Source organism: Streptosporangium sp. NPDC003464, from assembly GCF_053588315.1.
The window spans coordinates 50502-74097 of the sequence record NZ_JBSFPS010000002.1; the positions used below are offsets into that span (position 1 = coordinate 50502).

Genomic DNA, 23596 nt, shown 5'->3' on the forward strand with positions numbered 1-23596 from the left:
AAGGGACAAACGGACAGGAGTGTCTATGCCCACGCGCGCGGGCCACGCCATCGGCGCCCGTGCGCTCACGCCGGTCGCCGTGCACAGCGCGCCCCTCGTCCTCCCCGTCTGCGAGCCGCCCGTCGAGGACGGCGCCGTCGCCGTCCGGGGCCACCGGGTGGTCCGGGTCGGCCCGCGCCGGGAGATCGAGGCCGCCTATCCCGAGCTCGTCCCGGCCCGCTGGCCGGGGATGATCATACCGGGGCTGGTCGACGCCCATCTCCGGCTGGACCGGGCCCTGTCCCGGGTCACCGCCCACGGCGTCACCGCGGTCGCGGGCGTGGCGGGTGACCTGGACACCGCGTCCGCGGCCGGTGAGGCCGGCCTCGGCGGCGTGACCTACCTGGAGACGCGCTGCGAGGACGAGAGGCGCTGGGAGCACGACGGGCGTGACCGGCTGATCACCGCCATCCGCGAGGTGGACCATCCGGGGATCGTCGGCATCGCCCCGCACTCCCCCGACCCCGCGGTCATGGAGGACCTGGCCATCCTGTCCCGGACGTTCGGGCTCCGGCTCCACGTCGAGCTCGGGCGGCATCCGGCCGCCTTCCTGGACGAGGTGGGCGCCCTCGGGCCCGGCTGCCACGTGGCGATCTCCGGCCCGCTCGACGAGACCGGACGCAAGCTTCTCCGGGCCCGGAACACGGCGGTGGCGATCTCGTCGCCGTTCGCCGCCGAGGGGCTGCTGGACGGCGTGCTCACCGCGCGTGAGGGGATGCGCCCCGCGTCCGCCCCGACACACCAGGTGAAAGGCCTGTGAACTCGGAATCCGAGCATCTCAGGAGAAGAGTGCCGAAGGGCCGATACCTAAACTTGCGAGCAGGAGGCGGTGGCATCCGGGGCCAGGCAGATCGGTCACCTCCGTTCTCGTTGGACGTGTCCGTCGCGAGATGAACGACGACGGCTTCCAGCCAGTGCGCAACCCTCCTACATCGGCACTCATGATTGGAAGAATCGTGACAATTACCCCGATTCGGACGCAGTCAGCGTCGTCGACCGAGCTGGAAGACCTGGACCGACGCCACCTCATCCACCCACTGCAGGCAGCCGCCATCTCCGACCGTCTCGTGATCGTCCGCGGCAAGGGCTGCGCCGTCTGGGACGCCGACGGCAACGAACTGCTCGACGCCACCGGCGGCGGGCTGTGGCACTCCCACGTCGGGCACGGGCGGCGCGAGCTCGCCGAGGCCGCGGCCAAGCAGATCGAGCAGCTGGAGTACTTCACCAGCTACCAGGAGTTCACCAACGACAAGGCCATCGAGCTGGCCGTCCGCCTGTCCGGGCTCGCCCCCGCCGACCTGAACAAGGTGTTCTTCACCAGCGGCGGCTCGGAGAGCGTCGAGACCGCGATCAAGGCGGCCCGGCTGTACCACGCCCGGCGGGGCCAGCCCGACCGCACCTGGATCATCTCCCGGCTGTACGGCTACCACGGCGCCAACTACGGCTCCGGCACCCTCACCGGCTTCGAGCCGATGCATCTCAGCGTCGGGCCCAACCTGCCGCACGTGGAGAAGGTCTCGCCGCCCTACCTGTACCGCGCCGCCGAGCTGTACGGTGACCAGGACCCGACCGACTTCCTGATCAACGAGCTCGAGCAGACCATCGAGCGGCTCGGCCCGGGCAACGTCGCCGCCATGATCGGCGAACCCGTCATGGGCGGTGGCGGCGTGCTGACGCCCCCGGCGGACTACTGGCCCCGGGTGCGCGAGGTGCTCAACAAGCACGGCATCCTGCTCATCGCCGACGAGGTCATCACCGCCTTCGGCCGCACCGGCGCCTGGTTCGACTCCGCGCAGCGGGACATGGACCCCGACATCATCACCACCGCCAAGGGCATCACCAGCGGCTACTTCTCCTTCGGCGCGGTGCTGCTGCGCGACGGCATCGGCGACGCGATCACCGAGGACTACGGCTTCTTCCACGGCTACACCTTCAGCGGCCACCCGGTCGGCGCCGCGGTGGCCCTGGCCAACCTCGACATCATGGAGCGGGAGGACCTGCCGGCCAACGCCCTGTCGATCGGCGACTGGTTCCGGGCCGGGCTGGCCCCGCTGGCCGACGTGCCGACCGTCGGCGACGTCCGGGTCGAGGGCGCCGCGGCGGCGATCGAGATGGTCGCCGACCGTCAGACGCGCGAGCCGATGGCCTTCCCCGACGTGTTCGGGCTGACCGCCCAGATCCGTGCCAAGCACGGCGTCATCACCCGGCCCTACGCCCACAACATCATCCTCTCGCCGCCGCTGACCATGAACGAGGACGAGGTCCGGCGGGCGAGCGCCGCGATCGTCGACGTGCTGACCCAGACGGCTGCGAACGGCTGACGGGCCACGGCCCTCGGTCACAACCGGATCCACTCGGCGTCCGGCAGGGAGATCACCTTCCCTGCCGGACGCTTCCGTAAGCGGCCCGCGACACCCGGGGCCGGAGGAGCGCGCATGACCACGACCCTGACCCCAACCGAGCGGCAGCTGCGCGGCACGCTGACCACCACGAAGATCGTCTATCTCGTCATCGCGGCGGCGGCGCCGCTGTCCGCCCTGGTCGGGACCCTGCCGCTGGCCTTCGCCATCGGCAACGGCCCGGGCGTGCCCGCCATGTTCGCCTTCGCCGGCGTCACACTGCTGTGCTTCTCGGTCGGGTACGCGGCGATGAGCCGGCACATCGTCAACGCCGGGGGCTTCTACACCTACATCTCCTGCGGGCTGGGCCGGCCGGCCGCCGTCGGCAGCGGCCTGATCGCGGTCATGGCCTACAACACCATCACGATCGGCCTCGTCGGCGCGTTCGCCTACTTCGCCCAGCTGGTGGCGGCCTCCCACGGGGTCGATCTGCCGTGGGAGCTGTGGGCCGCGGCGGCCGTCGCCGTGATGGCGGTGCTCGGCTACCGGCAGATCGACCTCAGCGCCCGGGTCCTGTCGGTGCTCATCATCGGCGAGATCGCGATCCTGGTGCTGCTGGTGGCCGCCATCCTGCTGCGCGAGGGCACGGCCGCGCTGCCGGCCGCCTCGTTCGCGCCCGGCACGGTGGTCGGCGCCGGGATCGGCGTGTCGATGATGTTCGCCTTCTGCTCCTTCGTCGGCTTCGAGTCCACGGCGCTCTACGGCGAGGAGACCAGCGACCCCAGGCGCAGCGTGCCGCTGGCGACCTACGCGGCGGTGACCGTGATCGCGGTGTTCTACGCGCTCACCAGCTGGGTGGTGGTCGGCGCCGTCGGACCGTCCCGGGTCCAGGAGGTGGCGGCCGCCCAGCTGGGCAACCTGTTCTTCGGGCTGAGCGACGACTACCTCAGCAAGGCGGCGACCGTGACGATGCAGGTCCTGCTCTGCACCAGCCTCTTCGCCGCGATGCTGGCCATGCACAACGCCTCCAACCGGTACCTGTTCGTCCTGGGCCGCGAGCGGCTGCTGCCCCACTGGCTGCAGGCGGTGCACCCGCGGCACAGATCGCCGCACCGGGCCAGCCTCGTGCAGACCACGGTCACCGTCGTGCTGGTGGCGGCCTTCGCCCTCGTCGGGCTCGACCCGTACGTGAACCTGTCCACCAGCATGATCGGGATCGGTACGCTCGGCGTCGTCGTGCTGCAGGCACTGGCCACGCTGTCGGTCATCGGATTCTTCCGGGGCCGCCCCGACCGCCACTGGTGGCGCACCGGGCTGGCGCCGCTGCTCGGATTCGCCGGGCTGGCGGTCGCCGGTGTGCTGCTGCTGGACAACTTCGCCCTGATGACCGGCACCACCGCGGTCGTGGTGACCTCGCTGCCCTGGCTGATCCTGGCCGCCGGTGTGACCGGTATCGGCTACGCGCTCTGGATGCGGGCCGCCCGGCCCGAGCGCTACGCCGCCCTGGCCGGCGTCCAGCGCCGCGACCAGGCCGGCCCGGTGGCCGCCTCCCGGTCCTGACCGGCGGGTACGCCGCGCCGTACCTGCTCGCCCGCCCTACACCGCGATCTTCCTGTCCACGACCGACCAGCTCGCGTCACGAACGATCTTCATCGCCTCGTCGACGTGCGCACGGTGGGTGCGGTGGTTGAGCACGCACAACCGCAGCGTGAACCGGTCCTGGATCTGCGTGCTGGTCAGGGCCACCCGGCGGCTGGCGTGAATGGTCTCCAGCAACCGGCGGTTCACCGCGTCGCCGCCGGGGGCGCGGAAGGTGAGGACCGTCAGGTCTGGAGCCGGCGTCTCCAGCAGCGGCATGTCCAGCAGCTCGCGGTGGACCACCTGCGCCAGGTCCAGCTTCTCGTCGAGCGTGGCACGGAAGGCGTCGACCCCGTACAGATGCAGCGGCAGCCACAGCCTCAGGCCGCGGAAGGGACGGCTCAGCTCCGTGCCGAGGTCAGCGTAGTTGGGCAGCCGCGAATCCAGCTGCAGATCCTGCAGGTAGGCGGCGTCGGCGCCCTGCGCGGCCGCCAGCGTGCGCACGTCGCGCGTTAGCAGGACACCCGTGCCGTAGGGCAGGAACAACGACTTGTGCGGATCGAGGGTGATCGAGTCGGCCCGCTCGATGCCCGACAGCTTCGCCCGGCCCCGGCTGGTCAGCTGGAAGGCCCCGCCGTAGGCGGCGTCGACGTGGAACCACAGGCCCTGCCGCCCGGCGACGTCGGCGAGGTCGGCGAGCGGGTCGATCGTGCCGGTGTTCGTCGTGCCGGCGGTGCCGACCAGCAGGAACGGCCTCCTGCCGGCCGCACGGTCGGCGGCGACCAGTTCCTCGACCGCACCGGGGTCCATGCGGTGGTCGGCGGTGACCGGCACGGTGCGCAGCTGATCCGGAGCGAACCCGGCGATCCGCGCGGCCTTGGCGACGCTGTGGTGGGTGTGCTCGGTGACATAGACGGTCCCGGTGCCCGGTGGCCCGCCGAGCAGCTCCTGGCGCGCGGCCAGCAGCGCCGACAGGGTGCCGCCGGACGCGCCGCTCGTGAGCAGCCCGCCCGCCGTCTGCGGGAGCCCGAACACCCCGCAGAGCCACCGGATCACACCGTGCTCCATGGCCACCAGCGCGGGCGCCATGGCACCCGAGCCCGTGTACCGGTTCACGGTGGAGGCGAGGAGCTCGGCCACCGCCGACGCGAAAAGGCCACCGCCGGGAAAGTAGGCGAAACAGCCGGGGCCCGCGGTCTCCACCGCCTTCGAGGCGGCCTGCCGGAAGGTCTCCAGCAGCCCGTCGAAGTCACCGGCGTGATCGCCGGGCGGTGCGAGCAGATCGGCCCGCATGCGGTCGGAGACATCGAGGTCGACGGCGGGAGCCTCGTTCAGCGAACCGACGAAATCGGACACGAACGAGGTCGCCGAAGTCATCATCGCCGCCAGCTCGTCCCCGCTCGGCTCCAGGGGGAACAGTGACATGAGCGCTTACTCCTAACTGTGAAGGCGCGCGGGCGACGCCGGATGCGTCGGCTGCAGCGGCGGCAGGGTGAAGGCGTGCATGCGGCCGGCGTGGATCACCGGCCGTCTCCAGTCGGAGTGGTCCAGCGGGGCCAGGCCGTGGCGCTGCCTGCGGGTGGCCTCGATGCTGGCGGCACGTGCCGTGACGTCCCTGCCGCCGGCCTGGACGATCTGCTGGATCCGCTCGGCGCCGAAGTTGACCGGAAGGGCCTGGCTGAACTCCGTGGCGCTGACCTGCAGCCACCCGTGGGTGTCCTCCTTGATGCCGTCGGCGAGCCGTCTTATCGCGACGTCCTGGCCGACCTGGGCCTCCCTGTCCTTCCAGTAGGCCAGCAGCCGGTGGGCGTGCCCCACCATGCCGGTGATGGCGCCGCCGCTGGTCATGAAGTTCCCGTTGCCGAACGAGTCGCCGGCGATCACGCCGTTGGCGGCCACCAGCGGGTCCTCCCCGACCCGTTCGACCAGGCTGAACATCTTCGGCCCGTAGGACGTCGCGACCTTCTGCAGATGCTCCTTCGGCATCTCCAGGATGTGCGCGGCCTGCTCCAGGTAGTAGTCACGGAGCATGTGGCGGTAGGCGGCGTAGTACTCCAGCGACTCCCGGTCGGTGCCGGCCGGCACCAGGCCGGCCACGATGGGGTCGAAGACCTTGAAGTCCGGGACCTGGACCAGCACCCAGCCGATCGCGGGATCCCCCTCGTGACCGACGGCGATCTGCCGGACCCAGAACTCGCGACCCTCCTCGTCGAACTCGGAGGCGATGCGCCGCCGGAGACGGCCGTCCACCAGCACCCCCAGCAGGCCGGCCAGATAGTCCGCCTGGGCCACCACCGGCCCCTGGCCGTCGTCGTGGTCGACCTTCACATCCTCCTGCTTGAACCCCAGCCGATCGGCGTCGTCGCTGTCGAAACCCTGGGCGACCATGAACAGCTCGGGCACACCCAGATCGATCAGGTCGCTGCCGGGTATCCGCACCCGGTGGAACCTTCCCCGGTAGTCCAGCTCCCGGAGCGCCTCGATGCGCACCCTCTTGCGGCCGTCGGGGAGCTCGGTGAAGCCGTCGTCGCCGAGCGCGACCCGGTGGTGGGTGAAAAGGCGGACCCGCGGGGATTCCACCCCCGCCTCCAGGTCCAGCCGCTCGATCTCCTCCAGATAGCGCCGCAGCAGGATCAGCAGCTGCAGGGCTCCGGTCTGGAACATCGACGGGCTGTCCAGCACCTCGACCATGTCGGTGCCGGTCCGTTCCGGGTCCGGCCCGCTGGGCGGCTCGGCCGCGTCCAGCACAGTGATCACCCGGTGGGGCGCGCCGTCCTTCCACCGGTCGTCGATGAATTCGGTGTGGTGGATGAGGCCGGCGATGCGCGCGGTGGAGAAGCCCAGGAACAGCTCGTCCGTCGCGATGGGGCCCGCGGGCCAGTCCGGCCGGTACAGGCACTCGGCGAGGCGGAAGACACTGCCGTCGCCGCGATGCGGCACCCGTTCCTCGCCGTAACGCTCCAGCATCATCTGGTCGATGATGCCCAGGTGGTGGTACAGCTCCTCGCGGATGTTCCAGTGCACCCCGAGCGAGGGGTCGCCGCGCATGTCGACGCCGACGGCACGGCGGCCCATGGCCACCGTCCACAGCATGGCCATCATGTTCGTGCAGCCCAGACCCAGCGCCAGGAAATCCGGATCGCGTACGCCCCTCAGATCATCCGTATGATCGCTCTGGTTGAACGGGACATAATCCACGTCGGGCTGATTCATTTCGCGCTCCTCCCCGGTATTCATTTGTCGGCGCCACAGAAAAAGAGTTGCGACCGGCCGTTCCCGGTACGATTGAATTGAACCGATTCAGTAATCGACCTCTTCATGCCCTTCTCTTTTCTTGGTCCGCCGACTTTTCCTCCAGAACCAACTCTGCGCGTCCGGCGGCACGCAAACCAGGAATTCCGGTTGCAGGAAGCTGCTCGTGATTGCAGCTTCCTGCCACGCCGCCGCATCCGGGCGGCCGCGCCGCCGTGTCGAATACCGGAGCAGGAGTGCATGGAGAAAAGACGGCGCAGGCGCGCCGGCGGGCGTCTTTGACGGGGAGGCCCGGCACCGGTCCTGCGCTCCGGCAAAGGCCGGACACCGGTCCGGGACGGAGATTCATGAGGCCGCTCCCGGCGGCCGAAAGCACCGGACCGGCCAGGCCTCCCGTGCCCCGCGATCCGCGCCCGGCCCTCGGTCAGGGCGGAGCCACGGACGGTGGAGCCGGCCGGCCTGACGCGCCGGCCGACACGGCCGCCGGCAGGAGCGCCCGCGTGCCGCACACGGCAATGCCGTCCGCGGACGTCATAAAAGTTATTACCTGTGATCGAAGTCAGCAATATCGGAGAAGCCAGGCGCGCCGGACCTTGAAATCCTACGGGGAACTTACGTTCTCAACTGTGAGGAAGAGGTGAGCAACAATGACTGTCACCGTGGCGGAGGAGTGGAAAAAGAATGTAGCGGCGCATTCGGACGAGCGATTGACCGGCCCCCGGGGCGCGTGGTGGTTCACCGGCAAACGCCCCCTCCCCGGGGAGTGCCCGGGTATGCAGGAGACCGGCCGGATCACTTCGCTGCCGCTGCCGGACCTGTCGGTGTGCGGCCGTGACGCGGTGCTCGACTACTTCGACAACTCTTGGGCGCTTCAGGAGATCCTGTTCGCGGGACTGCAGACGTCAGAGGCCTTCTACCGTCCTCCGGCGCACAACCTGCGGCACCCCATGATCTTCTACTACGGTCACCCGGCCGCGCTGTACATCAACAAGCTGCGGGTCAGCGGCCTCCTGAGCGGTCCGGTCAACGCCTACCTCGAGCACGTCCTGGAGACCGGCGTCGACGAGATGTCCTGGGACGACCTGTCCAAGAACGACATGCTCTGGCCCTCTGTCGGTGAGGTCCACAGCTACCGGGCCGAGGTCTACCGGATCGTCCGGGGGATCATCGAGTCGACGCCGTTCGCCCCGGACCTGGGCCGCCCGGTGACGATGGACGACCAGGCGTGGGCGATCTTCCTCACTTTCGAGCACGACCGCATCCACCTGGAGACCAGCTCCATGCTGATCCGGGAGCTGCCCCTCAAACTGGTGCAGCACCCCTCGGCCTGGCCGGCCCCCGCCCCGATGCGGCGCGTCGGCGACGCCGGCGGCCCGACCCCGGAGTCGGTCCCGGACAACCACACGGTGGCCGTCCCCGGCGGGCGGGTCCGCCTGGGCAAGCCCTGGTCCTTCCCCTCCTTCGGCTGGGACAACGAGTACGGGACCCGGGAACTGGACGTCGCCGACTTCGAGGCCTCCCGCTACCTGGTCAGCAACGGCGAATACCACCGCTTCGTCGCCGACGGCGGCTACCGCCGGCCGGAGCTGTGGTCGGAGGAGGGCTGGGGCTGGCGCGCCTTCCGCAACGCCAAGTGGCCCCAGTTCTGGGTGCCCGACGGGCCGAGCGGACTGCACCGCTACCGCCTGCGCACGACCTTCGAAGTCATCGACATGCCCTGGGACTGGCCGGTCTGCGTCAACTACCACGAGGCGAAGGCCTACTGCGCCTGGCGCGCCGAGCGGGACGGCCGCGCCTACCGGCTGCCGACCGAGGCGGAGTTCCGCTGCATGCGCGCGCTGCCGGACGAGCCGGCCGTCGACGACGACCCGGTCATGCGCCTCAGCGGTGCGCACCTGCGCGCGCAGGGCGTCAACCTGAACCTCGCCTGGGGGTCGGAGACCCCCGTCGACCACTCGCCCGCCACCGCGCACGGCGTGCACGACTCCGCGGGAAACCTCTGGACGTGGTGCGAGGACACCTTCAACCCGCTGGACGACTTCGCCGTCCACCCCTACTACGAGGACTTCAGCACCCCCTGCTTCGACGGCCTGCACCAGATGATCCTCGGAGGCTCGTTCGTCAGCACCGGCGACGAGGCGAGCATCTGGGCGCGTTTCCACTTCCGCCCGCACTTCCTGCAGCAGTCCGGGATCCGGCTGATCGCCTCGCCGGACCCGGCCACAAGCACCGAGGCCCCCGACACCTACAACACCCAGGAGATGCTCAACCGCTATCTCCTGATGCACTTCGCCAGTGTCCAGGAGACCTTCGGCCGCCCCGACCACCCCCTCGCCGTCGCGCACGCCTATCCGCAGCGTCTGGCGAGAATGCTCACACGCGAGGCCGAGCGGATCGGCGTCAGCCTCCACCGGGTCCTGGACGCCGGATGCGCCGTCGGCGGTGCGAGCTTCACCCTTGCCGAGAGCACCGTCACCAGCGTCGTGGGCGCCGACCTCAGCTCCACCTTCATCGAGACCGCCCGCAAACTGGCACGCGGCGAGGCGGTGCCGTACGAAAGGCTCGACCAGGGCGAGGTCCGCACCCGCCTGCACGCACGCGCGCCGCGGCCGGCCGGCGGCGCCGACGTCGACTTCGTCATCGCCGACTGCTGCGCGCTGCCGGAGACCCTGGGCAGCTTCGACGCCGTGCTCCTGTCCAACCTTCTCGACCGCGTCGCCGACCCCCGGGCGTGCCTGCGGCAGTTCACCGACTCCGACCGGGTCCTGCGCTCGGGCGGGCTGCTGCTGGTGGCCAGCCCGTGGTCGTGGCAGCCCGCCTACACCGCGCCGGACAAGTGGCTCGGCGCACGGTCCCAGTCGCCGACCAGCGAATACGAGATCAGGCGGATCCTGGGTGAGGCCTTCGACCTCGTCGCGGAGTCCGACGAGCCGGGCATGCTGCGCGACCACCGGCGTCACTACGAATACCTCAGCGCCGACGTCTCGCTGTGGCGCAAGCGCTGACCACCGAGGGGCCCGCCGGATCCCGCCCCTGATCCGGCGGGCCCGCCCCCACCTCCGCGCGGAGCGACAGGAGATCCGCCGTCAGCCGTGACCGCGGATCTCCTGAACCGCCCAGCCGTTGCCGTCCGGGTCGCTGAAGTGCACGAAGGCGCCGCCGTCCCTCGAAGAGAGCCGCTTGACCTCGGTGACCTCCACGCCCCGCTCCAGCAGCTCGGCCCGGGCCGCCTCGATGTCGGAGACGACCAGATGCAGGCCCTGGAGCGAACCCGGCGGCGTGTCCACGATTCCGACGCCGATGGCGATCGAGCAGGCCGATCCGGGCGGGGTCATCTGGACCACCCGCAGATCGTCGCTCATCCAGCTGTCGTGGTCGAGGTCGAAGCCGACCTTCTCGGTGTAAAAGCTCTTGGCCAGATCCACGTCCTTGACGGGAACCGGCACCAGTTCGAGCTTCCATTTCATGGCGCGTCATCCTTCCGTACGGTCGATCTTCCAAGCCGCGCGGACCGACGGGCACGGCCGCCAGGACCTACCCCCGCCTGAGCCGTCCGCCGTCCCCCGCGCGGAGGCCGCACAGGGTCCCCCGCCCGGCCGCCTCCGGAGGACGGCCCACGCGTCCCTCGAGCTCACGTAGAGCTATCACGAACCTCCTGTCCCCGTCCCGGGGTTCGCGTTCCGGCCACGCCCGGGCGCGTCCCGTACCCGCGTCACGCCCGGGCGGCCCGCAACCTCGGAGATGCACGGCCGGCCGGGGCGGTGTGATGCTGCCTGCGTAGACACGTTGACGGTAGGGGCTTGATCTCGACAGCAGCCCGTTGGGACGGACCGTTTCCGTCCCGCCGGATGGTGACCGCAGGCGGTTCTGACGGTTTCGACGTCATCGGCGTGCAGGACGCGGCCGGTCAACGGCGCCGCGCCGCCGCGGTGAGCACGGCCGAGGCGGACGGGCGGCCGGTGAGCCCTCGGTGACGACCGGGCCGCCGCCAAGTCGGGTCCGTTGACCCGTCTTTAAGAAAGGTGACCGCAATGAGCAGCCAGGTCGGAGATCGCGTTGTGGTACTTGGCGGGAGCATGGCCGGGATTCTCGCCGCCCGGGTGCTCGCCGAGGCGTACCGGGAAGTTCTGGTGGTCGATCGCGACACGGTGGTCGGGGTACGCGGGCCGCGCCGGGGAGCGCCCCACACCCGCCACGCCCATGGGCTGCACGCCCGCGGTCACCTGATCCTGGAATCCCTGTTCCCGGGCTTCACCGAGGAGCTGAGCGCGGCTGGCGTGCCCACCGGCGACCTCGGCGAGATGCGGTGGTATTTCAACGCCCGACGGCTGAAGCCCGCGCGGACCGGGCTGGTCTCGGTGACGGCGCCCCGGCCGGTTCTGGAGCATCACGTCCGTGCCCGGGTGGCGGCCCTGCCCAACGTGTCGTTCATGGAGCAGTGCGACATCGTGGGACTGGTGGCCACCGCGGCACGTGACCGGATCACCGGCGTGCGGGTCCAGCGGCGCTCGGCGGACTCCGTCGAAGAGGTGCTGGAGGCGGATCTGGTGGTCGACGCCACCGGCCGCGGCTCCCGCACGCCCGCCTGGCTGGAGGAGTTCGGCTACCAACGGCCCGTCGAGGACCGGGTGAAGGTCGGCCTGGCCTACACGACCCGGCACTACCGGACGCGCCCGGAGTGGTTCGACGGCGTCCAGTCCATCAACCCGGTGGCCTCCCCGGCGCACCCCCGGGGCGCGTTCTTCGGCCAGGTCGGCCGCGACCTGTGCATCCTGTCGCTCACCGGCCTCCTCGGCGACCACCCTCCGACCGAGCCCGAGGCGTTCCTCCAGTTCGTCCGCTCCCTCCCGGTGCCGGAGGTGTACGAGGCGGTCCGCGACGCCGAGCCGCTCGACGACGCGGTGTCGTTCCGGTTCCCGGCGAGCGTGCGGCGCCGCTACGAGCGGCTGACCCGCTTCCCCGACGGTCTGCTGGTCATGGGGGACGCGGTGTGCAGCTTCAACCCGGTCTACGGCCAGGGGATGAGCGTCGCCGCGCTGGAGACGATGGTGCTCCGCCGGCACCTGCGGCAGGGCACCCCGCCGCAGCCGCTCCGTTTCCTCGGCGACGTCGCCCGCGTCATCGACACCCCGTGGGACATCTCCGCCGGCGGCGACCTCGACTTCCCCGGTGTCGAGGGACCGCGCACGGTGAAGGTCCGGGCCGGCAACGCCTACATGGCGCGGGTGCAGTACGCCGCGACGAAGGACGCCAAGGTCACCGAGGGATTCATGCGCGTGGCCGGTCTCATCGATCCGCCGCAGGCCCTCATGCGCCCGTCGATGCTCCTGCGCGTCCTGCGGCACGCCGTCCTGCGGCCCTCCCCCGGCGAGTCCTGGCTGGCGCGGGAGCGGGCGGCCGAGACGATGACCCAGCCGACCCCGTGACGACCGGGCCGGCCGCCTCGGACGCCCCGCAGAAAAGAAGGGACGGGTGAAATTCCCGGAGCCCGCGACAGGTATAGACACCACATATGAATCAACACAATTCATGTCATTGTGTGATTTCTCTCCGGGGGTCGCGGGCCCTGCACCCATTCAGCGGCCGCCGATGTGACAGCGGAATCCGCAGGCCGGTGACATCCCACGTCACCGGCCGGTGGGCCCGGCCGATTCCGGATCGGCGTTCCAGTGTAATCGCCCCGCACGGCGACAAAGGCAAAAGAGCAATTTGGAAGATGCACTGACCAGGACACAACTGCCACGGTCATGGTGAGGGTCAGCACGCTCATCGCTGGCAGAGCAAGGAACGTGCCTATCGACACCACAGGCGGACGGCATGCATCGGAGGTAGCACGAATTCTGTCGCCCAGGCGGGACCCGCGTTCGCACCGCGGATCCGCACGATCTCCGACGGCCGGCTCCGCGACTGCCTCGCGCGGGCCGATGTCGTGATCGGGGCTGTACGGAATGCGGCTTCCGATCTCCGCCTGGCCCTTGAGGGAGGACGCGGTTTGACGACCGAGATCCCGACGCGGGAGCAATCTGTGCCCCGCCCGAACGGCGATGAGTATCCGAGCGCATCGTCGTCCCCATATCCAGCCGCTCCGGCGACCTGCGGCACCAACGACGAGAGGATGATCAAGACATGACGACAGTCGACGCGCCGCCCAAGGCTGGGCGGCGGGAGTGGATCGGCCTGGTCGTACTGGCCTTGCCAACCATGCTGACGACCGTGGACATCAGCGTGCTGTTCCTCGCGCTGCCCCAGCTGGCCACCGAGCTGGGCGCCACCGGCACCGAGCAGCTGTGGATCACTGACATCTACGCCTTCCTGATCGCCGGATCCCTCATCACCATGGGGACCCTCGGCGACCGGATCGGCCGCCGCAAGGTGCTGCTGAGCGGCGCGGCGGTCTTCATCGTCGCCTCGCTGCTGGCCGCCTACTCCACCTCCCCCGAGATGCTGATCTTCTCGCGCGGGCTGCTCGGCATCGCCGGAGCCACGGTGATGCCCTCGGTCATGGCGCTGATCAGCAACATGTTCAAGGACCCCGCGCAGCTGGGCGCCGCCTACGGCATCTGGGGCGGCTCCATCATGATCGGCGTCGTGCTCGGCCCGGTGGTCGGCGGAATCCTGCTCGGCGCCTTCGGCTGGCAGTCGGTCTTCATCATGGGCGTGCCCATCATGGCGCTGCTGCTGCTGCTCGGCCCGTTCTTCCTCCCCGAGTTCCGGGCTCCGGAGGCCGGGCGGCTGGACCTGATCAGCGTGGTCCTGTCCTTCGCCTCCATCCTGCCGATCGTCTACGGCCTCAAGGAGGTGGCCAGGAACGGCTGGCAGCCGGCGGCCATCGTGGCCCTCGTGGCCGGCGCGCTGTTCACCCTGATCTTCATCGTCCGCCAGCGCAGGCTGACCAGCCCGCTGCTCGACCTGAGCCTGTTCTCCATCAAGGCGGTCCGCACAGGGCTGATCGTCGCCACGGCCATCGGTGTCATCATGGGCGGGGTCGGCCTGACGGCCGTGCTGTACATGCAGATGGTCGAGGGACTGTCACCGCTGCAGGCGGGCGCGTGGATGCTGGCTCCGACGATCCTGATGACCGTGGGCGGCATGGGGATCGCCCCGCAGATCGCCCGCAAGGTCCGTCCCGCCTTCGTCCTGGTGGTCGGCATGGTGATCGCCGCGATCGGCATGCTGGTGCTCACCCAGGTCAGCAGCGTGGGCGGGTTCACGACCCTGATGATCGGCCTCATCATCGCCTACATCGGCGGCAGCCCGGTCGGAGGACTGACCCAGTACATGCTGATGAGCTCCGCCCCGCCGGAGAAGGCGGGATCGGTGTCGTCGGTGTCGTCGACCGGCGGCGAGCTGGGTGTCGCGCTGGGCATCGCCGTCCTGGGCAGCGTCGGCACGATCGTCTTCCGGAACGAGGTGGTCATCCCGGCCGGGGTCTCCGCCGGGGCCGCCCAGACCGCCAAGGAGAGCGTCGCCGGCGCCGTGGCCACTGCCCAGCAGCTGCCCGGCACAGTCGGCGCCGACCTGCTCGAATCCGCTCGTGAGGCCTTCACCAGCGGGCTGCACGCGGTCACCACGGTCACCGGCGTCCTCTACATCGGCCTGGCCATCCTGACCTTCGTCGGGCTCCGGCACCTGCCCCCCATGAGCGGGGCACCGGGTGCGCCGCCGACGCCGGGCGAGGCGGCACAGACCGAGCCGTCCAAGGACGACACGGTCCAGACCGTCAGCTGACCGGAGAACCCGCCGGCACGGCACCGCGGGACCACATCGGACCAGGTGCCGACGGACCGGACCGACGACAGGTTCCCGCTCCCGGAAAAGGGGGCGGGAACCTGTCGTCATCGGCCCCGGGCGCCGGCGCGGGCAGGTGGCACCGCCTGGGCCGCCTGCCCGGACCCACCTGTGAGAGGCCGGAATCGGGAGGACCTGATGGACGCCGACCGGACGACCGGGCCAGGACCGCGGGCCGGGCGACGGGAGTGGACCGGGCTGGCCGTACTGGCCCTGCCCACCCTGCTGGTCTCCCTCGACGTGTTCGTGATGCTGCTGGCGCTGCCGCACCTGAGCAGGGACCTGGGAGCCGGCAGCACCCAGCAACTGTGGATCACCGACATCTACGCGTTCATGCTCGCCGGATTCCTGATCACCATGGGGACTCTCGGCGACCGGATCGGCCGCCGCAGGCTGCTGCTGGGCGGCGCGGCCGTGTTCGGCCTCGCCTCGGTGCTGGCCGCCTACTCCACCTCCCCGGAGATGCTGATCGCCGCCCGCGCGCTGCTCGGGGTCGCCGGGGCGACCCTGGCCCCCTCGACCCTGGCACTGATCAGCAACATGTTCCACGACCCCCGGCAGCGGGGCCTGGCCATCGGGGTGTGGCTGACCTGCTTCATGGGCGGCGCCGCCATCGGCCCGATCGTCGGCGGCGCGATGCTGGAGACCTTCTGGTGGGGCGCGGCGTTCCTGATCGGGGTGCCCGCCATGGTGCTGCTGCTGGTGCTCGGGCCGCTGCTGCTGCCCGAATACCGCACCCCGCAGGCCGGCCGGCTGGACCTGGCCAGCGTCGCGCTGTCCCTGGCCGCGACCCTGCCGATCATCTACGGCCTCAAGGAACTCGCCAGGAACGGCTGGCAGCCGTTGCCCGTCGCCGCGGTCGCGGCCGGCCTCGCCGTCGGCGTGGTCTTCACCCGCCGGCAGCGTGGACTGGCCGACCCACTGCTGGACCTGCGTCTGTTCGCCAACCGCACCTTCAGCGCCGCACTGGGCACGATGCTGTTCGGCATCATGCTGACCAGTGCGATCATGCTGTTCATCACCCAGCACCTCCAGCTGGTCGACGGCCTGTCACCCCTGCAGACGGGCCTGTGGATGCTCCCCACCGTCGCCGCGAACACCGCGAGCTTCCTGCTGTCGCCGCTCCTGGCCCGCCGGATCCGCCCCGCCTACCTCATCGGAGCCGGCCTGGCCGTGTCGGTGGCCGGCCTGCTGCTGCTCACCCGGGCCGGCGCGGCCTCCGGACCCGCGGTCCTGGCGGCGGGCTTCGCCCTCAGCAACCTCGGCGCCGGCCCGCTGCTGACCCTGGGCACCAACCTGGTCGTCGGATCCGCCCCGCCCGGCAGAGCCGGATCGGCTGCGGCCATGAACGAGACGAGCGCGGAGTTCGGCTTCGCGCTGGGCATCGCCGTACTGGGCAGCGTCGGCACCGCCGTGTACCGCCACCACATCGCCGCCACCATCCCCGCCGGCATACCGGTCCCGGCCGCCCAGGCCGCCCGTGACACGCTCGCCGGCGCCGCGACCGCGGCCCAGCACCTGCCCGACCGGCTCCAGGCGGCGCTGCTCGCCCCCGCCCGCGAGGCCTTCACCAGCGGGCTGCACGCCGTCGCGATCCTCAGCGCCGTGCTCCTGGCCGGCGTCGCGATCCTCGCCGTGACCCTGCTCCGGCACGTGCGCCCCAGCGCTCAGAACCACCCCGACCAGCCTGGCGACGCCCCGGAGGCGGCAGCCGGTGCCGCCCCCCAGGGAGCCTCCAACTGAAACGAGCGTGCCGGCCGTCGGCCGGCACGCTGTGTGCGCACGCTGTGGAGGTCCGGCCGGGGCCGGACGGTCGGGGCCGGACGGTCGGGCGGGGGATCAGGCTGCCGGCCACGTCCAGTGCATGCCGTCAAGGGAGGGGATGAGACCGCCTGGGCGCACCGGGGTCTGCTCGTCGGCATTCTCACCGATGACGGCCTGCACCTGGATCCGGGCGCCGGCCTTGACGACGGAGCGGGCCAGCGAGGCCTGCAGCAGGTTGCGGTCCTCTCCCTCGACGTGCACCGGACGCTGGACGATCTGCGACAGCTCCTCGAAGGCGGAGGCCCGCTCGGTTAGGTAGGAGCCGGCGTCGACGAGCGCTCCCTCGTTCGAGGCGCCGCCGCCGACGAGCTCCACGAAGGACTCCAGCTCGGACGCGGTGTTGTTGGTGACCTTCTTGGCGTTCCAGAAGTAGGAGTCCTCGTGCTGGTGCATGTCGTAGAAGGCGACGAGGAAATCGTGGAAGAGCGCGTACTCCTTGCGGTAACGGGCCTCGTACTCCTCGAAGGCGGCCGTCTCCTGGGTCTGGTCGCGCAGGGAGGTGTTGATGGAGCGGGCGGCCATCATGGCGCTGTAGGTGGCCAGGTGCACCCCGGAGGAGAAGACCGGGTCGATGAAGCAGGCCGCGTCACCGGTCAGGACCATGCCGGGCCGCCAGAACGCCTCCTTGCTGTAGGAGTAGTCCTTGCGGATGCGGATCTCGCCGTAGGGCCCGTCCGTGACGCGCTGGGCGTCGGCCAGGTATTCGGCGATCAGCGGGCATTCGTCGATCAGCTTGCTCAGTGCCTTCTCCCGGTCGCCCTGGACCCGTTCGAGTTCGGCCTGGCGCACGACCGCGCCGACGCTGGTGAGCTCGTCGGTGAGCGGGATGTACCAGAACCAGCCGGAGTCGAAGGCCGCGGCCAGGATGTTGCCCTGGTTGGGGGCGGGCAGTCGCTTGCCGCCGGTGTAGTAGCCGAACAGCGCGATGTTGCGGAAGAACTCCGAGTAGAGCCGCTTGCCGCCGACCCTCTGATGGATGCGGCTCTTGTGCCCGGAGGCGTCGACGAGGTAGCGGCTGCGGGCGGTGTGCCGCACGCCGTCGGCGTCGGTGAAGTGCACACCGCACACCCGTCCGCCGTCCTCGACGACGTCGGTGACCGATGTCCGCTCGCGCACCTCGACGCCCTTGCGGCGGGCGTTGTCGAGGAGGATCTGGTCGAACTTCATCCGTTCGACCTGGTAGGCGGTCGAGGCCTCGGTGGTGAACTTGGAGGAGATGGAGAAGGAGAAGGTCCATGGCTCGGGATTGCTGCCCCACCGGAAGGTGCCGCCCCGTTTGGGCATGAATCCGGCTTCCCGCAGCTCCTCCGAAACGCCGAGGAGCTGGCAGATGCCGTGCACGGTCGAGGGGAGCAACGACTCCCCGATCTGGTAGCGGGGGAACTGTTCTTTCTCCAGGAGCAGGACGTTGTGTCCCTGCATCGCCACGAGCGCCGCGGTCGTCGAGCCCGCGGGGCCGCCGCCGACCACGATGACGTCGTATTCAAGGGCGTTCTCAGCACTCACGTTCACGTTCTCCTTCACAAGGCACGCCGCCCGGCCCGAGCGGACGTGTGGTGATTCCCCGTCAGCCTCCTCACCGCCGGCGGCACCGGGCCGGCCCTGGGGCCACCGGATGATCCGGCGGCCCCGGGGCGCCGGCCCGGCCCCGTGGGCCGGGCGTCGATGGGGCATGGAAGTTCAGGACCAACCGCGCCTGGGGTCAGCGCAGCTCGACGCCACAGTCCACGACGGCCTGGAGCACCTCACCGCGCGCCAGGGCCGCGGCCACCGTCTCGATGTCGTCGGCCATGTAACGGTCCTTGTCCAGCGTCGGCACCAGCGAGCGCACCTTGTCGTAGACAGCCTTGGCGGCCGGGCTCAGCCCCTCGTAGCGCCCGGAGACGTCCACCGCCTGGGCCGCGGCGAGGAACTCCACCGCGAGGATCTTCTCGTTGTTCTGCAGGACCCTGCGCGCGTTACGCGCCGAGATCAGGCCCATGCTGACGATGTCCTGGTTGTCGCCGTTGGAGGGCACGCTCTGCGTGCTGGCCGGGCCGATGGTCCGGTTCTCCGCTATCAGCGCCGTCGCCGGATACTGCGCACCGGCGAATCCGCTGTTGAGACCGGGGTCGCCCATGACGAGGAACTCCGGAAGGCCGTAGCTGAGGTGCCGGTTCAGCAGCCGGTTGGTCCGCCGCTCGGACAGGACGCCGAGCTGGGTGAGCGCGATCGTCACGAAGTCCATCGCGAACGCGATCGGCTGACCGTGGAAGTTGGCGCCGTGGAAGATCTCCTGCCCCTCGAAGAACAGCGGGTTGTCGTTGGAGGAGTTGAGTTCGATCTCCAGCTTCGTCACCGCGTGGTAGAGGGTGTCGCGGACGGCCCCGAGGACCTGCGGGATGGCCCGCAGCGAGTAGGCCTTCTGCAGGTAGTGCGGCGTCCGCTGCACGGTCTGGCCGTTCTGCCTGCTCTCCTGGACCTGCTGGCGCAGGTCGGCGTGCTCCACGGTCAGCTCGCTGCCCCGCATCAGCTCGCGCATGTTGGCGGCGCTGTCGATCTGGCCGGCGTGCGGGCGGGCGATGTCGTGCCCCTCGGGACGGAAGGGGCTGGTCGAGCCCTGCAGCGTCTCGATCACCAGCGCCGCGACGATCTCGGCCTGCCGCACCTGGGTCAGGGCCCGGCCGACGACGAGGGAGCCCAGCCCGGTCATCGCGGACGTGCCGTTGATCAGCGCGAGCCCCTCCTTGAAGCGCAGCTCCAGCGGCTCGATGCCGAACTCGCTGAGAACCTCGGCGGTCTTGACCCGCTTGCCGTCACGCAGGACGTAGCCCTCGCCGATCACCGTGCTCGCGATGTGCGCCAGCGGGGCCAGGTCGCCGCTGGCGCCCAGCGAGCCGATCTCCGGGATGGCCGGGATGATCCCCAGGTTGAGGTAGAGCGCCAGGCGCTCCAGCACCTGCGGCCGCACGGCGGAGTACCCCTTGGCCAGGGCGTTCAGCCGGGTGGCGAGGATCGCTCTGGCCTCGTCCTCGGCGAACAGCGGGCCCACGCCGGCGCTGTGGCTGCGCACGAGGTTGGTCTGCAGCTCCACCTCCTTGGCGGTGCCCACCAGCATGTAGATCATCTCGCCGAAGCCGGTGGTGACTCCGTAGATGGGGATGTCCTCGCGGGCGATGTCCTCGAAGACCTGCCGGCTCCTGGCGGCCGCGGCCAGGGCACCCGGCGTGAGCTTGCAGGGCGCCCGGTCCTCGGCGATCCGCCGGACACCGGCGATATTCAGGCTCTCGCCGTCGATGTCAACCGACACGTCGACCTGGACCGCCTCGGTCTTGACCACTTCGGTCTCGACTAGAGTCAATTCCCTCACTCCTTCATGGCCTTGCTAACGGCTGTCGTCAAAGGCTTGCGTTTGGCACAGGGTCGGACGTCGTCGTCGGACTGTTCCTCACTGCCGACTCGACCAGGGCGGAGAGACCGGCCAGCGAGGGGTTGGCGAAGCATTCCCGCAGCGACAGCTGGACCCCGAACCGCTCGTGGATCAGCGTGATCAGCAGGGGTATCAGCAGGGAATGCCCACCCACCGCGAAGAGGGTGTCCTCGGTGCTGAGCTGGTCGGTGCCCAGCAGCTCCGACCAGATCTCCGCCATACGCCTCTCCGCCCAGGTGCGCGGCATCGGGGCGTCCTTGGCCGGGAGCGGGCCCGGATCGGGGAGCCGGCGTCGATCGACCTTGCCGGCGAGGTTGCGCGGGAGCCGATCGTTCATGATCATGAACGACGCGGGTAGCGTCAGCTTGCCGAACCGCCGGCGCAGGTGAGCGCGCCACACCTCCGGGGAGCCCACGGCGTCCCCGGACGGCGTGCGCTGCGGCACGACATAGACCATCAGGCGGGTGACCAGCCCCTCCTTGTTGGTGAGGGCGGCCACCGCACACTCGGTGACCGAGTCGTGAGCGGCCAGCGCCGCTTCGACGTCGGTGAGCTCCACCCGGTTGCCGAGGAGCTTGACCTGGAAATCCTTACGCCCGCGGAACTCCAGCAGGCCGTCCCAGCGCCTGCGCCCGAGATCCCCGGTCCGGTAACAGCCGCCGGGCTCGGCACCGGGGGCCGCCTCCAGCCCGCGCACCGGCAGGAAGGCCGGGCCGACGCCGGCCCCGGCTCCGATGTAGCCCGGCGTGACGTACGGGGTGAGGATGACGATCTCCCCGGTGACCCCCGCCGGACAGGGCCGGTCCAGCTCGTCCAGCACCAGGACCTGCCGACCGGGAATGGAACGGCCGATCGGCACAGTCCCGTGCACAGGAGCGCTGATCTCGTGCCAGGTCGCCGCGATCGTCTCGGTGGGGCCGTAGGCGTTGATCAGCCGGGTGAGGGGCAGGGCCGCGCGCAGCCCGTTCGCCAACTCCTCCGGCAGCGCCTCCCCCATCAGCAGGAGATGGTCGAGCGCGGCGAGCCGCCCGGCCGAGTCCTCGCTGGTGACGAGCGCGAGGATCTCCTTGGCGAAGCTGGGGACCGTCTCGATGAGCGTGATCTGCTCATCGGCGAGCCAGTCGACCAGTTTCTCGGGGTTCATCCTGATCCGTTCGGGGACCGGGCAGAGCGTCCCTCCCGAGACGAGGGTCGCGAAGACCTCGCACAGCGCCGGGTCGTGCTCCGGAGCCACCCACTGCGCGACCCGGGAACCGGGGCCGATGCCGAACTCCGCGGCCAGCCAGGTGACGAACTGGGCGAAGGCGCCGTGCGTCTGCGAGATCCCCTTCGGCCTGCCGGTCGACCCCGAGGTGTAGGCGACGTAGGCCCATTCGCCCAGCCCGCTCCCCGGCGGGATCGGCGGGATCGGGAGGGCCTCGGACCGGTCCGGGGCCGAGAGGTCCAGGACGCGGCCGCCGAGCTCGTCCCGGTACCAGGTGCTCAGCTCGTCGCCGGCCGTCTCCTCGTCGAGCACGAGGCAGGTGGGCCGCAGGTCCTGCAGCACCGCCTTGCCGCGTTCCCCGACATCGGCCGTGCCGAACCAGACCAGGTGCGCGCCGGCGCCGAGCACCCCGAGCAGCGCGGCGATCTGGCTGGTCCCCCGCGGCAGCCGCACCGCGACGGCCTGGCCCTCGACGGTGCCGAGCGCCCGCAGGGAGGCGGTGATCGACGCCGCCTGCCCGACCAGGTCACGATAGGTGACGGTGGTGCCCTGCCAGGCGATCGCGACCGCCTCCGGATGCCGCTCGGCGTGCCTGCGCACCAGCTCGTGCACCGGCCACTCGGCCGGGGCGGCGCCGGTGATGCGGTCGGCCTCGCCCACTGCCGCCCGGATGCGCTCCTCATCCTCCAGGGGCAGCGCCCCCACCGGCAGGTCGGGCGCCGCCAGCGCCGCGGCCAGCAGCGTGTGGAGCTGATCGAGGATGGCGCGGGCGGATGAGTGCTCGAACAGGCCGGCGCGGTACTCCAGGGACCCGGTGACCGAGGAGTGCGTGCTGTCCACGGTGAGCGTGAGGTCGGCTCTGGCCGCGCGGCCGTCGACCGGCCGGCGCCGCACCTGGGCGCCGGCCAGCCGGAGCTCGGACTCGGGCGCCTGCGGGGACACGAACATGGCGTCGCAGAGCGGGATCCGGCGGGGGTCCCGCTCGACCTTCAGCGCCCGGACCAGGTGGGCGAAGGGCAGCTGCCGGTGGGCGGAGGCGCCCTCCGCCAGTTGCGCCACCCCGGCGACCAGCTCGCGGAAGGTGGGAGCCTGCGAGACGTCGGCGCAGAGCACCAGGAGGTTGTGGAAGGGGCCGATGAGCGCGTCGGCTCCGGAGTTCGGCCGCACCGACGCCGGCACGCCCACGGCGATACGGTCCTCACCGCTGTAGCGGTGCAGCAGGCACTGGAACCCCGCGAGCAGGACGACCCATGGGCTCGTCCCCGCCGCCCGGGCCAGTCCGGCCAGCGAACGGCCGAAATCCTCGCCCCAGTCGAACGACACGGCGCCACCGTGGAAGGACGGCTCCGCGGGGCGGGCCCGGTCCGTCGGCAGGTCCAGCGGGGGCGGCGGCGGCGTCAGCGTCGCAATCCACCACTCCAGCAACTCCGGCGCGCTCTCCTGCGCGCGCTGCTCGCGCGCGTAGTCGGCGTACTGCGAGGCGAGGGCGGGCAGCGCGGCCGGCCGGCCGGCATCCTCCGCCGCGTAGCCCGCGGAGAGATCCTCCACCAGGACGGACACCGACCGGTCATCGGCGACGGCCTGATGCAGCGCGAGCAGCAGAACGTGCTCGGTGACGCTCAGCCGCACGACGGCCGACCGGGCCGGCGGTCCCGCGGCGAGGTCGAACGGCGTGTCGGCCCAGTCCGCGCAGAAGCGGTCGAGCTGTGCCTCCCGGTCCTGTGGGGGCGTCCCGCTGAGATCCACGAACGACATCGGGTTGTCGTCTTCGTCGGCGATCCGCTGCACCAGCCGCCCGTCGATCTCGACCAGGGTGGTCCGCAGGGCCTCGTGCCGCTGGAGCACCGCCCGCCAGGCCGCGCGCAGCGCGCCGATCCGAAGGCCGCCCGTTATCTGATATGCCCGGTTCATATGATGGGCCGTGGAATCTGGAATAAGCTGGCTCAGGAACCATAAACCGTCTTGGGCATCGGACGCCACCGCGTGCTTGGCACCGACCTCACGTGCACAAAATACGTCAGCCGCGACCATATGATTCACCACCTCTGCATTCTCATGCCAAGACGCGTTCGGGAGCTTCTCAAGAATTGCGATAACCGAGCGGCGTTTGCACCTGTTCAGCACCGCGGATCACTGGCGCGGCAGCGTGTTTTCGGCGGGCCG

At 70.6% G+C, this 23596-nt stretch carries 13 protein-coding genes; 7 read left to right on the forward strand and 6 right to left on the reverse strand.

Features of this window, described 5'->3' with window-relative positions:
* Positions 1 to 25: 25 nt before the first annotated feature.
* The 3 genes from ACWDS7_RS00770 (at position 26) to ACWDS7_RS00780 (ending at position 3938) form a co-directional block, all read left to right on the forward strand.
* Positions 26 to 799 (forward strand): amidohydrolase family protein, encoded by a 774-nt coding sequence (locus ACWDS7_RS00770; protein WP_451927494.1) that lies wholly within the window; start codon positions 26 to 28, stop codon positions 797 to 799.
* A gap of 196 nt (positions 800 to 995) precedes the next feature.
* Positions 996 to 2360: an aminotransferase family protein gene (locus tag ACWDS7_RS00775; RefSeq protein WP_306876114.1), complete on the forward strand. Its 1365-nt coding sequence runs from the start codon at positions 996 to 998 to the stop codon at positions 2358 to 2360.
* Positions 2361 to 2474: 114 nt separating this feature from the next.
* Positions 2475 to 3938 carry an APC family permease gene (locus ACWDS7_RS00780; protein WP_451927495.1) on the forward strand — a complete coding sequence of 488 codons (1464 nt, stop codon included), beginning with the start codon at positions 2475 to 2477 and terminating at the stop codon, positions 3936 to 3938.
* A 36-nt stretch (positions 3939 to 3974) separates the two neighbouring features.
* Here ACWDS7_RS00780 and ACWDS7_RS00785 read toward each other — a convergent pair whose 3' ends face one another.
* Together ACWDS7_RS00785 and ACWDS7_RS00790 are read right to left on the reverse strand one after the other, a co-directional pair.
* Complete coding sequence (locus ACWDS7_RS00785; protein ID WP_451927496.1) at positions 3975 to 5381, reverse strand: pyridoxal phosphate-dependent decarboxylase family protein; 1407 nt, start codon at positions 5379 to 5381, stop codon at positions 3975 to 3977.
* Between the two features lie 12 nt (positions 5382 to 5393).
* Positions 5394 to 7169 (reverse strand): hypothetical protein, encoded by a 1776-nt coding sequence (locus tag ACWDS7_RS00790; RefSeq protein WP_451927497.1) that lies wholly within the window; start codon positions 7167 to 7169, stop codon positions 5394 to 5396.
* 812 nt (positions 7170 to 7981) lie between these two features.
* Here ACWDS7_RS00790 and ovoA point away from each other — a divergent pair.
* Entirely contained in the window at positions 7982 to 10213 is a 2232-nt protein-coding gene (ovoA, locus tag ACWDS7_RS00795; RefSeq protein WP_451927498.1) for a 5-histidylcysteine sulfoxide synthase, read from the forward strand.
* Positions 10214 to 10294: 81 nt separating this feature from the next.
* Here ovoA and ACWDS7_RS00800 read toward each other — a convergent pair whose 3' ends face one another.
* Positions 10295 to 10675, reverse strand: a complete 381-nt coding sequence (locus ACWDS7_RS00800) for a VOC family protein (RefSeq protein ID WP_306876124.1) — start codon at positions 10673 to 10675, stop codon at positions 10295 to 10297.
* Between the two features lie 564 nt (positions 10676 to 11239).
* Here ACWDS7_RS00800 and ACWDS7_RS00805 point away from each other — a divergent pair.
* The 3 genes from ACWDS7_RS00805 (at position 11240) to ACWDS7_RS00815 (ending at position 16739) form a co-directional block, all read left to right on the forward strand.
* Positions 11240 to 12634 (forward strand): FAD-dependent oxidoreductase, encoded by a 1395-nt coding sequence (locus ACWDS7_RS00805; RefSeq protein ID WP_451927499.1) that lies wholly within the window; start codon positions 11240 to 11242, stop codon positions 12632 to 12634.
* Positions 12635 to 13334: 700 nt separating this feature from the next.
* Positions 13335 to 14936, forward strand: coding sequence for an MFS transporter (locus ACWDS7_RS00810; RefSeq protein ID WP_451927500.1), 1602 nt, complete (start codon positions 13335 to 13337; stop codon positions 14934 to 14936).
* Between the two features lie 198 nt (positions 14937 to 15134).
* Positions 15135 to 16739: an MFS transporter gene (locus ACWDS7_RS00815; protein WP_451927501.1), complete on the forward strand. Its 1605-nt coding sequence runs from the start codon at positions 15135 to 15137 to the stop codon at positions 16737 to 16739.
* Between the two features lie 96 nt (positions 16740 to 16835).
* Here the strand turns inward: ACWDS7_RS00815 and ACWDS7_RS00820 are convergent, their stop codons facing one another.
* The 3 genes from ACWDS7_RS00820 to ACWDS7_RS00830 all read right to left on the reverse strand — a co-directional run bounded on the left by ACWDS7_RS00820 (position 16836) and on the right by ACWDS7_RS00830 (position 23464).
* Entirely contained in the window at positions 16836 to 18326 is a 1491-nt protein-coding gene (locus tag ACWDS7_RS00820; RefSeq protein ID WP_451927502.1) for a tryptophan 7-halogenase, read from the reverse strand.
* A gap of 196 nt (positions 18327 to 18522) precedes the next feature.
* Positions 18523 to 20160 carry a tyrosine 2,3-aminomutase gene (gene cmdF, locus ACWDS7_RS00825; RefSeq protein WP_306876134.1) on the reverse strand — a complete coding sequence of 546 codons (1638 nt, stop codon included), beginning with the start codon at positions 20158 to 20160 and terminating at the stop codon, positions 18523 to 18525.
* A gap of 37 nt (positions 20161 to 20197) precedes the next feature.
* The gene (locus ACWDS7_RS00830) at positions 20198 to 23464 is read right to left on the reverse strand and encodes a non-ribosomal peptide synthetase (RefSeq protein WP_451927503.1); all 3267 of its coding nucleotides are present in this window, start codon (positions 23462 to 23464) and stop codon (positions 20198 to 20200) included.
* Between the last annotated feature and the right edge of the window lie 132 nt (positions 23465 to 23596).